Origin of the sequence: Thiomonas sp. FB-6, assembly GCF_000377645.1 — a bacterium.
Lineage (GTDB): Bacteria > Pseudomonadota > Gammaproteobacteria > Burkholderiales > Burkholderiaceae_C > Thiomonas_A.
On sequence record NZ_KB898483.1, the window covers coordinates 14343 to 28431 of the forward strand.

Here is a 14089-nt window from a genome sequence, read left to right on the forward strand (position 1 = left end):
ATCCCAGGGATGCAGCCAGGCCCGATGCGCACAAGGGGCCAAGTCTAACAGCGGGGCCCGGCCCAAATGTCAAAAAATTCCTATGTCCTCTACGCCCAGCCCTGACCTGCACGAATCCGAAGCCGCCCGGCTGCCCGACGCGGTCCGCCACGCCCTCGCCGTGACGCGCCGCGGCTGCTCCGAATTGCTGGTGGAAAGCGACTGGATCGCCAAGCTGCAACGCAGCCAGGCCAGCGGCAAGCCGCTGCGCATCAAGCTGGGCCTCGACCCCACCGCTCCCGACATCCACCTGGGCCACACGGTGGTGCTGAACAAGCTGCGGCAACTGCAGGATCTCGGCCACACGGTGATTTTCCTGATCGGGGATTTCACCTCGCGCATCGGCGACCCCTCCGGGCGCAACACCACGCGGCCGCCGCTGACCATCGAGCAGATCCAGGCCAACGCCCAGACCTACTACGCGCAGGCCAGCATGGTGCTGGACCCGCAGCGCACGGAAATTCGTTACAACTCCGAATGGAGCGAGGCGCTGGGCGCCGACGGCATGATCCGCCTGGCCGCGCGCTACACCCTGGCGCGACTGCTCGAGCGCGAGGACTTCACCCAGCGCTTCCGCGCGGGCATTCCCATCGCCATGCACGAACTGCTCTACCCGCTGATGCAGGGCTACGATTCGGTGGCCCTGCAAAGCGACCTGGAACTCGGCGGCACGGACCAGAAGTTCAACCTGCTGGTCGGACGCGACCTGCAGAAGGAATACGGCCAGGAGCCGCAGTGCATCCTGACCATGCCCCTGCTCGAGGGCCTGGACGGCGTGGACAAGATGTCCAAGTCCAAGGGCAACTACATCGGCATCCAGGAAGCGCCGGCCAGCATGTACGCCAAGCTGCTGTCGATCAACGACACCCTGATGTGGCGCTACTTCGAGCTGCTGTCCTTCCGCCCGCTGGAGGAGATCGAGCGCCTGCGCGCCGAGGTGGAAGCCGGACGCAACCCGAAGGACGCCAAGGTGCTGCTGGCGCGCGAGATCGTCACCCGCTTCCACGATGCGGCGGCCGCCGACGCGGCCCAGGCCGATTTCGAGCTGCGCGCGCGCGGCGGCGTGCCCGAGGACATCGCCGAGATGCGCATGAGCCTGCCCGAAGGCGGGCTGGCGCTGCCGGCCGCGCTCAAGCAGGCCGGGCTGGTGCCCTCCACCGCCGAGGCGCTGCGCATGCTCGAGCAGCGCGGCGTGCGCGTGGACGGCACGGTGGCGGAAGACCGCAACCTGCGCCTGCAGGCCGGCACCTACGTGCTGCAGGTGGGCAAGCGCAAGTTCGCGCGCGTGGTGCTCGGCGCCTGATCAGAGCATCGGCGCGGCGGGGCGGTCCAGCGCGCGCTCGGCCACCAGGCCCGCCGCTCGATGCTCCTGGAAGCCCAGCTCGGGGTGGGCGTGCAGTTCACGCCGAAGGCGGGTCAACTCCGCATGGCAGGCGTTGAGAAAGGCCAGCGGAGCGTCTGAATTCCACATCGGCAGGCGTCGCGGCCCTGCAAACCACCGGGGCTCCGGCGCGGTTCGTGCGTCGCGCCGGCGCGCCACGGCGCCGCCGGGCGCGGCTGGTCCGTGGCGGCACGGACCTTGTCTATGATGTGCGTCCCATCGCCGTGCCTTGCATCGGGCATCTCCCGCCGCGCCTTGAAACCCGCCGCCCCGAAGCCTTCCGAGCCGCCCGCCGCGGACCTGGCCGCGCGCAGCCTGCGCAGCGTCTGGCATCCGTGCACCCAGATGAAGCGGCACGAGTCAGCACCGCCCCGTGTGATCGTCGGCGGCGAGGGGGTCTGGCTGGTCGACGCGCAGGGCCGGCGCCTGATCGACGCCGTCAGTTCCTGGTGGGTGAACCTGTTCGGACACGGCCAGCCGGACATCAAGGCCGCCATCGCCGCCCAGATGGAGCGCGTGGAGCACGTGATGCTGGCCGGGCTCACCCACGAAGGCGTGGTGCGCCTGTCCGAGCGCCTGGCCGCGCGCACCGGCCTGGGCCACGCGCAATACGCCAGCGACGGCGCCTGCGCCAACGAGATCGCCCTCAAGCTCAGCGCGCATTACTGGCGCAACCTCGGCCGCCCCGAGAAAAACCGCTTCGTCTCGTTGGGCGGCAGCTACCACGGCGAGACCGCCGGCGCACTCGGAGTCACCGACGTGGAGCTGTTCCGCTCCAGCTACGCGCCGCTGCTGCGCATCGCCGCCACCGTGCCCGCGCCGCGCCTGCGCGGCCTGGAGGACGCCGCCGCGGTGCGAGCCGAGGTGGACCGCGCCTGTGAGGCGCTCGAGTCCTGGCTGCGGCGCGAGGCCGCGCATACGGCGGCGCTGATCGTCGAGCCCCTGGTGCAATGCGCGGCCGGCTTCGTGTTCCACCCGCCCGAGTACCTGGCCCGGGTGCGCGAACTGTGCACCCGCCACGAGGTGCACCTGGTGGCCGACGAGATCGCCGTCGGCATGGGGCGCACCGGCCGCTTCACCGCCTGCGAGCAGGCCGGCGTGCGCCCGGATTTCCTGTGCATCGGCAAGGGGCTCACCGGCGGCTTCCTGCCGCTGTCCGCGGTGCTCAGCACCGAGGAGGTCTATGCCGCCTTCTACGACGACGACCTCGCCCGCGGCTTCCTGCATTCGCATTCCTACACCGGCAACCCGCTGGCCTGCGCCGCCGCGCTGGCCACGCTGGACCTGCTGGACGACGCGCGCCTGGGCGCCAACGCCGAGCTGGCGCGGCGCCTGGACGCCCTGTTCGAGCCCCTGCACCGCCACCCGCGTCTGCGCCACGCGCGGCACATCGGCATGATCTGGGCCTGGGACGTGCACGAGGCCCCGGCCGATTTCGCGCGCCGCTTCGGCCTCGAGGCGCTGGAGCGCGGCGCGCTGCTGCGCCCCATCGGCTCCACGCTGTATTTCATGCCGCCCTACGTGATCGACGAGGCCGCCGCCGGGCAGTTGCTGCGGGCCACGCTGGGCGCGCTGCAGGCCAGCCTGCGCGACGGCGCCGCCGCCGGTGCGCAGGGCGGACAGGCGCTGGCCTGAAGCCCTTGCCCCGCCTCCACCGAGGTCGCCCCTCCCATGCTCCCTAGCCCCTGCCCCGCCTGGCTGGTCGCCGGCACCGACACCGAGATCGGCAAGACCCTGGCCGCCTGCGCACTGCTGCACCTGCTGCGCCAGCGCCATGCCCGCGTGGTCGGCGCCAAGCCGGTGTCGGCCGGCGCCGGTGCCGGCGGGGTCAACGAAGACGTGGCCCGGCTGCGCGCCGCCAGCACCCTGGCCGTACCGCCCGAGCTGGACAACCCCTACGCGCTGGAACAACCGATCTCCCCGCACGCCGCGGCCATGCGCGCCGGCACGCACATCGACCTGCGGCGCATCGCCGAGGCGGTGCGCAGCCTGCGCGAGCAGGCCGACGCCGTGGTGGTGGAGGGCGTCGGCGGCCTGCTCGTGCCCCTGTCCATGCAGGAAGACGGCGGCGACCTCGCGCGCATGCTGCGCCTGCCGGTGATCCTGGTGGTGGGGCTGCGCCTGGGCTGCCTCAACCACGCGCTGCTCACGCAGGAAGCCATCGCCGCGCGCGGCCTGCCGCTGGCCGGCTGGATCGCCAACCGCATCGACCCCTCGATGCTGGCGCCCGAGGACAACGTCGACCTGCTGCGCGCACGCCTGCGCGCGCCCTGCCTGGGCGTGATCGAGCACATGCCGCGCCCCGACCCCGCCGCCGCCGCGCGCCAGCTGCTGTGGTCGCCGTGATGCCGGAAGACTCCCGCAGCGCCTGGGATTTCGGCGCCGAACTGCGCGCGCTGGACGCCGCGCAACTGCGCCGGACCCGCCGCGTGGTCGAGGCCTACGACGGCGCGCGCCTGCGCATCGACGGGCGCGACATGCTCGCCTTCTGCGGCAACGACTACCTGGGCCTGGCGCAGCACCCGGCGCTGGTGCAGGCCGCGCGGGAGGCCGCCGGGCGCTGGGGCGTGGGCGCCACCGCCTCGCCCCTGGTGTGCGGCCACAGCCGCGCGCACGAGGAATTGGAGCGCGAACTGGCGGCTTTCGTCGGCCTGCCCCGCGCGCTCTACTTTTACGCCGGCTTTCCCGCCAACGCCGGGCTGGTGCCGGCGCTGGCCGGGCGCGGCGACGCGGTGTTCTCCGACGCGCTGAACCACGCCTGCCTGATCGACGGCGCGCGCCTGTCGCGCGCCGAAGTGCAGGTCTACGCCCACCGCGACGTCGAGGACCTGGCGCGGCGCCTGCAGGCCTGCACCGCACGGCGCCGCCTGATCACCACCGACGCGGTGTTCAGCATGGACGGCAGCGTCGCCCCTTTGCGCGAGTTGCTCGAACTGGCCGAACGCTTCGATGCGCTGCTGCTGGTCGACGACGCGCACGGCTTCGGCGTGCTCGGCCCGGGCGGCGCCGGCAGCGCGGCCGCCTGCGGGCTGCGCAGTCCGCGCCTGCTGTACATGGCCACGCTGGGCAAGGCCGCCGGCGTGGCCGGCGCCTTCGTGGCCGGCTCCGACGAGGCCGTCGAATTCCTCATGCAGCGCACGCGCAGCTACATCTTCGCCACCGCGGCGCCGGCGATGATCGCCGAAACCCTGCGCGCCAGCCTGCGCGTGATCGCCGACGAATCCTGGCGCCGCGAGCGCCTGCGCGAACTCGTGGGCATGGTGCGCGGGCACGCGCACTGGCCGGCCTCGTGGCGCCTGGGCGATTCCGGGACCCCCGTGCAGCCGCTGATCCTCGGCTCCAACCAGGCCGCGCTGGAAGCCATGCGCGAGCTCTGGGACCAGGGCCTGTGGGTTCCGGCGATCCGCCCGCCCACCGTGCCGGAAGGCAGCGCCCGCCTGCGCCTGAGCCTGTCGGCCGCGCACGAGCCCGAGGACCTGCGGCGCCTGCTGCGGGCCGTCGAGCGCATCGGCGGCTGAAGCGCATCGGCGCCCGGGCAGGAGCGGCGCCCGAAGCGCGCGCCGCTCAGGGCTCCAGCACGCGCTCGATGCGCCGGTCGGGCACCAGCCACATCAGCGCCACCAGCACGTACAGGGACTGCGCCAGCGGCGGCAGGCGCAGCGACAGCGCGATGCCCGCCAGGTACAGCAGCGGCGATACCTTGCCCTTGAAGTCCCGCCCCACCGCGCGCTGCAGGACCTGGCCGCCGGCGGCGATGATGGCCCGCTGCAGCACCCAGTAGGCCACCGCGGCCATCAGCAGCACCACCCCGTACAGCACGGAGGGCGCCGAGGCGAATCGGTTCTCGCCCATCCAGCCGGTGGCGAAGGGCAGCAGCGACAGCCAGAACAGCAGGTGCAGGTTGGCCCACAGCACGGCGCCGCTGACCCGCCCGGCCACGTGCAGCAGGTGATGGTGGTTGTTCCAGTAGATGCCCACGTAGACGAAGCTGAGCACGTAGCTCAGCAGCACCGGCAGCACCGGGCGCAGTTCGGCCCAGTCGGCGCCGTGCGGCACTTTCAGCTCCAGCACCATGATGGTGATGATGATCGCGATCACCCCGTCGCTGAAGGCTTCCAGACGATTCTTGCCCATGGCGCGATCTCCGCCGTCCCCGTTGCGCCCAGGCCCCGCCCCCGCGCGGGCTCAGGCCTCGTCCCCGCTGCGCGGCCAGGCCAGCACGTCGCGCTCGGCCAGACGCAGGCCCACCGTCGCGCCCGGGCCCAGCGCGCGCCGCTCGACCTCGCTCCAGCTCGCACCCAGCCACAGCAGCGCGTGGCCGCTGCGCACGCCCAGCAGCGCGTGCCCGGCCTGCGCGACGAGCTGCTCCACGCGCCCGGGCAGCAGTTGCACGCGCGCGCCCGGCTCCGCGCCGCGCTGCGCTCCATCCAAGCCGCCGTCCAAGCCCCGATGCGCGCCGGCATCCCCTGCGCCATCGGCCAGGCGCAGGCTTTCCGCGCCCACCGCCCAATCCACCACCGTGCCGGGCGCCGTCCCCGCGGGCAGCGCGGCGCGCAGCGCCCGCCCGCCCTGCTCCCAGTCGAGCAGCGCGATACCCTCGGCGTCGGGGGCCGCCTGCACCCGCGCCTGGAATCGGTTGCGCAGGCCCAGCAGCGCGGCCGCGCGCAGGCTGGCAGGGCGTGCGAACACTTCGCGCGGCCGCCCCTGCTGCAGCACCCGGCGCGCGCCCAGCAGCACCACCCAGTCGGCCATCGCCGCCACGTGCGCATCGTGCGTGGCCGCCAGCGCCGGCATGTCCAGCGCGTGCATGCGCGCCACCAGCTCGGCCAGCACCTCCTCGCGCGTGGCCGCGTCCAGCGCCGAGGTGGGTTCGTCCAGCAGCAGCAAGCGCGGCCGGCGCGCCAGCGCCCGCGCCAGCGCCACGCGCTGCTGCTGCCCGCCGGAAAGCTCTCCCGGCCTGCGCTGGGCCCATTCCGCCAGGCCCACCGCGTCCAGCAGCTCCAGAGCCTGCGCGCGGTGCCCGGCCAGCGAGCCGCCCAGCGCGTAGGCCACGTTCTCCCAGGCCCGCAGGTGCGGGAACAGCGCATAGCCCTGCGGCAGGTAGCCCACCGGGCGGCGTTGCGGGGGCAGCGAACCGAAGGGCTCGCCGCGGCTGGGCACCAGCCCGGCCAGCGCCTTCAGCGTGGTGCTCTTGCCCTCGCCGCTGGCCCCGAGCAGCGCGGTGAAGCCCTGCACGTCGAAATCCAGGCGCAGCGCCAGTGGCTGGCGGATCTCCAGGCTCACCTTCATGCGCGCACCCCCGCGCGGCGCGACCACAGGCCGCCGAGCAGCGGCAGCGGCAGGCCCACGGCGAAGAACAGCCACAGCAGCGGATACACCGCCGACATTCCCGTGTCCTGCAGATTGACCCACAGGCGCACCGGGATGCCCTGCGGGTAATAGGCCATGATCAGCACCACGCCGAACTCGCCCAACGCGCGCACCCAGGCCAGCGCCAGCGCCGCGCCCAGGCCCAGCCCGGCCAGCGGCAGGGTGATGCGCACGAAGGTGCGGCTGGCCGACTGCCCCAGGCTCAGCGACATCTGTTCCAGCTCGCGCGGCACCCCCTCGAAGGCCGCGCGCGCGGCGACGATGAAGTACGGCGCGCTGGCGTAGACCTGCGCCAGCACGAAGGCCGCCGGCGTGTTGGTCAGCGACAGTCCGGCGCGGGCCAGCGGCCCGCCGAGCCAGCCGTAGGGCCCGAAGCTGATGCTCAGCAGCAGGCCCATGGCCAGCGGAGGGGTCAGCAAGGGCAGCAGCACCAGGATCTCGCACGCCCACTTGCCGCGGAACTCGCGCCGTGCCAGCAGCCAGGCCGCCGGGGTGCCCAGCAGCGCCACCACCACCATCGCCAGCGCCGTGTACACGAGCGAGGTGGCGACCGCCGCGCCGTCGCCCGGCTGCAGGTGCAGCCCCGGCCAGGGCGTGCTCAGCACCAGCCCCGCGAAGGGCAGCGCCAGCGTGGCCAGCGCCGCCAGGCCCAGCGCGGCCACGAACAGCGCGCGCCGTGGCATCGCTGCGGAATACGGAGACGGGTGGAGCGGACTCACGTCGGGGCGGGCGCAGGGCGGCGGACGGCGGGCGGACGGGCAAGGGGAAGGCCCGGCCATCATAAGCAAGCGCGACGCGCGGGCAGCGGCACGCGAAGCGGCGCCCCCTTGCCGACGCTCAATCTCCGGCGCTCAGGTCGGTGCCTCGGGTCTCCGGCAGCAGCAGTGCACCGATCAGGAAACTCCCGGCGGCCACGATCACCGGGTACCACAGCCCGTGGTAGATGCCGCCGTCGTGCGCCACCAGCGCGAAGGCCACGGTCGGCACCAGGCCGCCGAACCAGCCGTTGCCCAGGTTGTAGGGCAGGCCCATCGAGGTGTAGCGGATGCGCGTGGGGAACAGCTCAACCAGGCTGGCCGCGATGGGCCCGTACACCAGCGCCACGTCGGCCACCAGCAGGGTCAGGATCAGCACCACCAGCGGCCGGTTCACCTCCCTCGGATCCGCCTGGCGCGGGTAGCCGGCCGCGCTCACCGCGTCGCGCAAGGCCTGCTGCAGCTGCTGCTGGCGCCGCGCCAGTTCGGCATCCGACAGGCCGCGTGCGTTGAAGGCCGCCACGCTGCGCCCGCCCACCTCGATGCGCGCCGGGCCGCGCGCGTCGCGGCGCCGGTAGTCCACCGCCACGTCGCTCAGCGCCTGCTTGGCGATGTCGCAGGAATGCGTGAACGGCCGGCCGCCGTCCGAGCGCAGCGGGAAGCTGCAGTCGGCCGGATCGGCCAGCAGCACCACCGGGTGGAGCGCCATGGCGCGCGCCAGCGCCGGGTTGGCCGCCGCCGTCAGCGCATGGAACATGGGGAAATAGCCCAGCGCCGCCAGCAGGCAGCCCGCCAGCATCACCGGGCGCCGGCCGACGCGGTCCGACAGGCGCCCGAACACCCAGAACAGCGGAATCGCCAGCACCAGCGAAATACCGATGAGCACTCCGGCCAGACCTCCGTCCACCTTCAGCGTGTGGGTCAGGAACACCAGCACGTAGAACTGGCCCGTGTACCAGATGACCCCCTGCCCGGCCGTCATGCCGAACAGCGCCACCAGCACCCGCCGCAGGTTCGGCCCGCGCCCCAGCGCCTCCGACAACGGCGCCTTGGAGGTGCGCCCGGCGCGCCGGATGCGCACGAAGGCGGGGGATTCGTTCAGACGCAGGCGCATCCACACCGACACAGCCAGCAGCGCGCTGGAAGCCAGGAAGGGAAGGCGCCAGCCCCAGGCGGCGAAGGCCTCGTTGCCCAGCAGCCGGCGCAGCCCCACGTTGACCAGCAGGGAGAACAGCAGGCCCAGCGTGGCGGTGGTCTGCAGCCACGAGGTGTAGGCTCCGCGCGCCATGCGCGGCGCGTATTCGCCCACGTAGGTGGCCGCGCCGCCGTACTCCCCGCCCAGCGCCAGGCCCTGCAGCAGGCGCAGGGCCACCAGGATCATCGGCGCGGCCACGCCGATGGCCGCGTAGCCCGGCAGCAGGCCCGCGATGAAGGTGGACAGCCCCATCAGCAGGATGGTCACGAGAAAGGTGTACTTGCGCCCGATCAGGTCGCCCAGCCGTCCGAACAGCAGCGCGCCGAAGGGGCGCACCAGGAAGCCCGAGGCGAAGGCCAGCAGCGCGAAGATGAAGGCCGAACCCCGGTCCAGCCCGGCGAAGAACTCGTCGCCGATGATCCCCGCCAGGGATCCGTAGAGGTAGAAGTCGTACCACTCGAACACCGTGCCCAGCGCCGAGGCCACGAGCACGCGGCGCTGCTCCGGGCTCAGCGCAGCCGGCGCGGCGGGCGACGGGGACGGCGGCGGGTTCAAACGCCCCACACCACGGGAGTGTCGGCTTCCAGGCTGCGCTTGAGCAACTGCACGAAGGGCCAGGCGCGCTGGCGCAGCGAGATCGCCTGCCCCGAGGCCGGCGCGCCGCCCTGCGCCGCGGCCTGCGCGCCGCCGCGCCCGCCCTCGTCCTCCTCCACCGCCGCCTCCAGCGCGGCGATGGCGCGCGCCATGTCGGCCGGCTCGATGATGCCCTTCGGGCCCGGCTGCTTGCCGATGATGCCGAGGATGCGCTCGGCGGGGCCCTGGTTCATGAACAGGTCGGAGTCGGCTCGGGATCGGAACTTGTACATCATGGCGGGAAGCGGCGCGGCCGCGGTAGCTGGGAAGGCATGTGCGCAGCATAAGGGCCTTGCGCCGCGGCAACCAGCGGCGAGAACCCGGCGCGCCGCGCGCGCCCGGAACCCACGCACCCGTGTCGGGATCCAGGGCACTCGGGGAGCCCGCTGCCGGCGCGGCCGATCCGCCCTAAGGTGCGCCGAAGGCCCGCCCGCCGCCCCTCCCCCACTGCTGCCCCTGCCCCGCCGATGATCGACCCCGACGTGGTGCTGCTATCCCGCTGGCAGTTCGCCGCCACCGCCCTGTACCACTTCCTGTTCGTGCCCCTCACGCTGGGGCTGGGCTTCCTGCTCGCCGCCATGGAGACGGCCTACGTGCTCGGCGGGCGCGAGCTGCACCGGCGCATGGTGGAGTTCTGGAGCAAGCTGTTCCTGGTGAACTTCGCGCTGGGCGTGGCCACCGGGCTCACGCTGGAGTTCGAGTTCGGCACCAACTGGTCCTTCTACTCCAGCTTCGTCGGCGACATCTTCGGCGCCCCGCTGGCCATCGAGGCGCTGATGGCCTTTTTCCTGGAATCCACCTTCATCGGCCTGATGGTCTTCGGCTGGAAGCGCCTGAGCCGCATGCAGCATCTGGTGGTCACCTACCTGGTGGCGCTGGGCGCCAACCTGTCGGCGCTGTGGATCCTGGTGGCCAACGCCTTCATGCAGGATCCGCAGGGCGCCCACTTCAACCCGCTGACCATGCGCATGGAACTGGCCAGCCTTCCAGCGCTGCTGTTCAGCGAGGAGGCACAGGCCAAGTTCGTGCACACCAGCCTGGCCGGCTACGTCACCGCCGCGGTGTACGTCATGGGCATCAGCGCCTGGTACATGCTGCGCGGGCGCCACCTGGACCTGGCACGCCGCTCCTTCCGCGTGGCCACGCTGTTCGGGCTGCTGTCCTGCGCCGGGCTCATCACGCTGGGCGACGCGCTGGGCTACGTCGGCGGCCACGCGCAGCCCGCCAAGCTGGCCGCCATGGAAGCCGCGTGGACCACCGAGCCCGCGCCCGCCGCCTTCAACGTCGCCGCCTGGCCCGACCAGGCGCGCCAGGACAACCGCTTCGCGCTGCGCATTCCCTACGTGCTCACCCCGCTGGTCACCCACAGCCTGGACCAGCCGGTGGCCGGCGCGCGCGACCTCGCCGCCGCCAATGAACAGCGCGTGCGCGGCGGCCTGCTGGCCCTGAGCGCGCTGCGCGAGCTGGCCGCCGACCCGCGCGACGCGCGCGCGCTGGACGCCTTCGAGCAGCACCAGCGCGACCTGGGCTTCGGCCTGCTGGCCCAGCGCTACGCCCCCGGCGGCGACCCCGCGCGCCTGGGCGAGGCCGACGTGCGCCGCGCCGCGCTCGACAGCGTGCCCAACGTGTTCGCGGTGTTCTGGAGCTTTCGCCTGATGGTGGCCATCGCGCTGGCGCTGTTCGCCTACTTCATGCTGGCGCTGGTGTTCACGCTGCGCGACCAGGTGCAGCGGCGCCGCTGGTTCCTGCGCATCGCGCCCTGCATGATCCCGCTGCCCTTCCTGGCCAGCGAGTTCGGCTGGCTCACCGCCGAGCTCGGGCGCCAGCCCTGGACCGTGTACGAACTGCTGCCCACGTGGATGAGCGCCTCCGGCCACCGCGTGGGCGAGCTGGCCTTCTCGCTGGCCGTGTTCGCCGCGCTGTACACCGGCTTCCTGGCGGTCGACGTGATGCTGCAGCTGCGCCTCGTGCGCAACGGGCCGCACGAAGGCGACGCAGCCACGCCGCTGCAGGGTGCTCACTGAGCCCGCCCCTAGCCCGCCATCGAGCCCGCCACCGAACCCTCCACGAAGCCGCCCCATGGATCTCTACGCCACCCTCGAAGTCGCCTGGTGGGGCGTGCTCGGCATCGTGCTGGCCGGCACCGCCGTGCTCATGGGCGGCGACATGGGCGTGGGCGCGCTGCTGCGCCTGGTGGCACGCGACGACGCGCAGCGCCGCGCCTGCCTCAACGCCATCGGCCCGCACTGGGAAGGCAACCAGACCTGGTTCGTCGCGGCCGGGGGCGCCAGCTTCGCCGCCTTCCCGCTGCTGTACGCCACCGCCTTCTCCGCGCTGTACCTGTTGATGATGCTGCTGCTGTGGTCCATGCTGCTGCGCCCCGTGGGCTTCGAATACCGCAGCAAGCTGCCCCAGCGCGCCTGGCGCGAGACCTGGGACTGGGCGCTGGTGCTCGGCGGCGCCGTGCCCATGCTGGTGTTCGGCGCCGCCTTCGGGCAGCTGCTGCTGGGCGTGGCCTTCGACCTGGACTGGAACCTGCGCTCCAGCTACGGCCCCAACGCCTCCGGCCTGCTGCGCCCCTTCGCGCTGCTGTGCGGCGCGCTGGCGCTGGCGCTGGCCGCGCTGCAGGGCGCCGCGCTGCTGATGCAGCGCTGCGAGCGGGAGGTGGCCGAGCGTGCCCGCGCCTGCGCGATGGCCGCCGCGGGCGCGGCGCTGCTGCTGTTCGGCGCCGCCAGCGTCTGGGCCGGGCGCATCGAGGGCTGGGAACTGCTGCGCCACCCCGGCCCCGGCACCGTGCAGACCCCGTTGCAACAGGCCGTGGCCGTGTACCCCGGAGCCTGGCGCCTTGCCTTCGCGCGTCATCCCGCGCTGTGGCTGCTGCCGGCGCTGGCCGCGCTGTCCCTGCTCGGCGCGCTGGTCGCTCTGCGCGCGCGCCGCGCCGCCGCCGCATGGCGCCTGGGCGTGCTGGCCTGGGTGGGCGTACTGGGCACCGCCGGAGCCAGCCTGTTTCCCTTCCTGCTGCCCTCGCGCACGGTGCCGGCGCACAGCCTGACGGTATGGAACGCCGCCTCCAGCCGCGACACCCTGCTGTGGATGAGCGGTTTCGCGGCCGTGCTGCTGCCCACGGTGGCCCTGTACACCCGCTGGTGCTTCCGGGTCATGCGGGGCAAGGTACGCCAGGAAGAGATCCAGTCCAGCGACCACGCCTACTGAACGCCGCGGGCCCGCCATGCGCACCCTGCTCGAATTCCTCGCCCTCATGCTGCTCGGCGCGCTGCTGGTGGTGCTGGGCGTGATCCTGGGCGACTACGCCTCGTGGTATTTCGCATGGATCGTCGGCACCGCGATGATCGTGCTGGTCAGCGCCGCGGGCCTGGCCTGGCTGGATGCGCAGGAGGCCGCGCGCGCCGCCGCCGGCCCCCATCCGCCCAGCCCGCGAACCGCTTCCTTGCCCCCCGACAAGTCCTGAGCCCGCGCCTGCGAGCACATGGGCCGCCGAGGTCCTAGACTGCGCAGCCAGACGTGCGCGCGATGGCCCGCGCACCCGCAACCGCGAGGAACACCATGTCCGACGAAGCCGAACACCGGATCACCCTGCGCCAGCGCCACGATTACCAGTTCGAGGTCGATTTCGGCGCCGGCAAGCCCGTGCTGCTGGCCGACGAACCGCCGCCGCTGGGCGAAGGCGCCGGCCCCTCCCCCGTGCACATGCTGCTGGGCGCCGTGGGTGACTGCATGAGCTCCAGCCTGCTGTTCGCGCTGCGCAAGTTCAAGAACGACCCCGGCACCCTCACCACCGAGGCCCATGCCCACGTCGGGCGCAACGAGGCCGGGCGCCTGCGGGTGCTGCGCATGGAAGTCAAGCTGCGCCTGGGCCGCCCCGCCGCCGAACTCCAGCACATGGACCGCATCCTCGGCAGCTTCGAGGCCTTCTGCACCGTCGGGGAAAGCGTGCGCGCGGGCATCCCCACCGAGGTGTCGGTGTACGACGCCGACGGCACGCGCCTGCACTAGGAGACCACGTTGAGTTCCGACACCGGCAAGGCCGCCCCCGCATCCGGCGGCTTCGACGACCCCCAGGCCCATTGGGACCAGCGCTTCTCGCGCCCGGGCCTGCTGTTCGGCGAACAACCCAATCGTTTCCTGGAGCGCGAGGCCTCGCGCCTGCCCAGCCACTCCCGCGTGCTCAGCGTGGCCGACGGCGAGGGGCGCAATGCGCTGTACCTGGCCTCGCTGGGCCACCAGGTCACGGCCTTCGACATCTCCCCGGTGGCGGTGGCCAAGGCCCGTGCACTGGCGGAGCAGCGCGAGTTGCAGGTGGACTGGCACCTCAGCTCGGTGGACGCCTGGAACTGGGACGGCCCGCCCTGGGATGCCGTGGTGGCCGTGTTCGTGCAGTTCGCCGACCCGCCCACGCGCCGGCGCATGTTCGAGGGCATGTGGAAATCCCTGGTGCCCGGCGGCCTGCTGCTGGTGCAGGGCTACACCCCGCGCCAGCTGGAGTTCCGCACCGGCGGCCCCGGCAAGATCGACAACCTCTACACCGCCGACATGCTGCGCGCCTTGCTGCCCGAGGCGCAGTGGCTGCTGCTGCGCGAGTACGAGGACGAACTCGCCGAGGGCAGCGCCCACGTCGGCCGCTCGGCCCTGCTCGACGCCGTGGCGCGCAAGCCCGGCTGAAGCCCGGGCAAGCCCCGGCACGCGGCCTCGTGAGGC

General features: G+C 72.9%; 14 protein-coding genes and 1 pseudogene. 9 read left to right on the forward strand and 6 right to left on the reverse strand.

Translation table 11 applies throughout. The features are described from left to right. The first annotated feature begins 82 nt into the window (after positions 1-82). Positions 83-1342 carry a tyrosine--tRNA ligase gene (gene tyrS, locus D466_RS0111460; protein WP_018913857.1) on the forward strand — a complete coding sequence of 420 codons (1260 nt, stop codon included), beginning with the start codon at positions 83-85 and terminating at the stop codon, positions 1340-1342. 39 nt (positions 1343-1381) lie between these two features. On the opposite strand, the pseudogene D466_RS23940 reads toward tyrS, so the two are convergent. Further along, positions 1382-1510: pseudogene (locus D466_RS23940) on the reverse strand (amidohydrolase); the annotation flags it as partial. A gap of 165 nt (positions 1511-1675) precedes the next feature. Between D466_RS23940 and bioA the strand changes: the two are divergent. The 3 genes from bioA to bioF are packed head-to-tail and all read left to right on the forward strand — an operon-like array spanning position 1676 to position 4938. Then, positions 1676-3055, forward strand: coding sequence for an adenosylmethionine--8-amino-7-oxononanoate transaminase (bioA, locus tag D466_RS0111470; RefSeq protein WP_255326048.1), 1380 nt, complete (start codon positions 1676-1678; stop codon positions 3053-3055). A 36-nt stretch (positions 3056-3091) separates the two neighbouring features. Then, complete coding sequence (bioD, locus tag D466_RS0111475; protein ID WP_018913860.1) at positions 3092-3766, forward strand: dethiobiotin synthase; 675 nt, start codon at positions 3092-3094, stop codon at positions 3764-3766. Further along, positions 3766-4938 carry an 8-amino-7-oxononanoate synthase gene (gene bioF / locus D466_RS0111480; RefSeq protein ID WP_026285175.1) on the forward strand — a complete coding sequence of 391 codons (1173 nt, stop codon included), beginning with the start codon at positions 3766-3768 and terminating at the stop codon, positions 4936-4938. The genes bioD and bioF overlap by 1 nt, the downstream gene beginning before the upstream one ends. A gap of 46 nt (positions 4939-4984) precedes the next feature. Here the strand turns inward: bioF and D466_RS0111485 are convergent, their stop codons facing one another. The 5 genes from D466_RS0111485 to D466_RS0111505 all read right to left on the reverse strand — a co-directional run bounded on the left by D466_RS0111485 (position 4985) and on the right by D466_RS0111505 (position 9609). Next, a complete protein-coding gene (locus D466_RS0111485; RefSeq protein WP_018913862.1) occupies positions 4985-5554 on the reverse strand; it encodes a TMEM175 family protein in 570 nt (189 codons plus the stop codon). A gap of 51 nt (positions 5555-5605) precedes the next feature. Beyond that, positions 5606-6709, reverse strand: coding sequence for an ABC transporter ATP-binding protein (locus tag D466_RS0111490; protein ID WP_038166101.1), 1104 nt, complete (start codon positions 6707-6709; stop codon positions 5606-5608). Further along, the gene (locus D466_RS0111495) at positions 6706-7473 is read right to left on the reverse strand and encodes an ABC transporter permease subunit (protein WP_018913864.1); all 768 of its coding nucleotides are present in this window, start codon (positions 7471-7473) and stop codon (positions 6706-6708) included. Before D466_RS0111495 ends, D466_RS0111490 begins: the two co-directional genes overlap by 4 nt. A gap of 154 nt (positions 7474-7627) precedes the next feature. After that, entirely contained in the window at positions 7628-9295 is a 1668-nt protein-coding gene (locus D466_RS0111500) for an MFS transporter (protein ID WP_051083745.1), read from the reverse strand. Further along, the gene (locus D466_RS0111505) at positions 9292-9609 is read right to left on the reverse strand and encodes a DUF1840 domain-containing protein (protein WP_018913866.1); all 318 of its coding nucleotides are present in this window, start codon (positions 9607-9609) and stop codon (positions 9292-9294) included. The genes D466_RS0111500 and D466_RS0111505 overlap by 4 nt, the downstream gene beginning before the upstream one ends. Positions 9610-9840: 231 nt before the next feature. Here D466_RS0111505 and D466_RS21545 point away from each other — a divergent pair, with 231 nt between their 5' ends. The 5 genes from D466_RS21545 (at position 9841) to D466_RS0111530 (ending at position 14053) form a co-directional block, all read left to right on the forward strand. Beyond that, entirely contained in the window at positions 9841-11397 is a 1557-nt protein-coding gene (locus D466_RS21545; protein ID WP_018913867.1) for a cytochrome ubiquinol oxidase subunit I, read from the forward strand. 55 nt (positions 11398-11452) lie between these two features. Beyond that, on the forward strand, positions 11453-12586 hold the full coding sequence (cydB, locus tag D466_RS0111515; RefSeq protein WP_018913868.1) for a cytochrome d ubiquinol oxidase subunit II: 1134 nt from the start codon (positions 11453-11455) through the stop codon (positions 12584-12586). Between the two features lie 16 nt (positions 12587-12602). Continuing rightward, a complete protein-coding gene (locus D466_RS21550; protein WP_018913869.1) occupies positions 12603-12842 on the forward strand; it encodes a hypothetical protein in 240 nt (79 codons plus the stop codon). Between the two features lie 95 nt (positions 12843-12937). After that, positions 12938-13387, forward strand: a complete 450-nt coding sequence (locus tag D466_RS0111525) for an OsmC family protein (protein WP_018913870.1) — start codon at positions 12938-12940, stop codon at positions 13385-13387. 9 nt (positions 13388-13396) lie between these two features. Continuing rightward, complete coding sequence (locus D466_RS0111530; protein WP_018913871.1) at positions 13397-14053, forward strand: cyclopropane-fatty-acyl-phospholipid synthase family protein; 657 nt, start codon at positions 13397-13399, stop codon at positions 14051-14053. Positions 14054-14089: the final 36 nt, after the last annotated feature.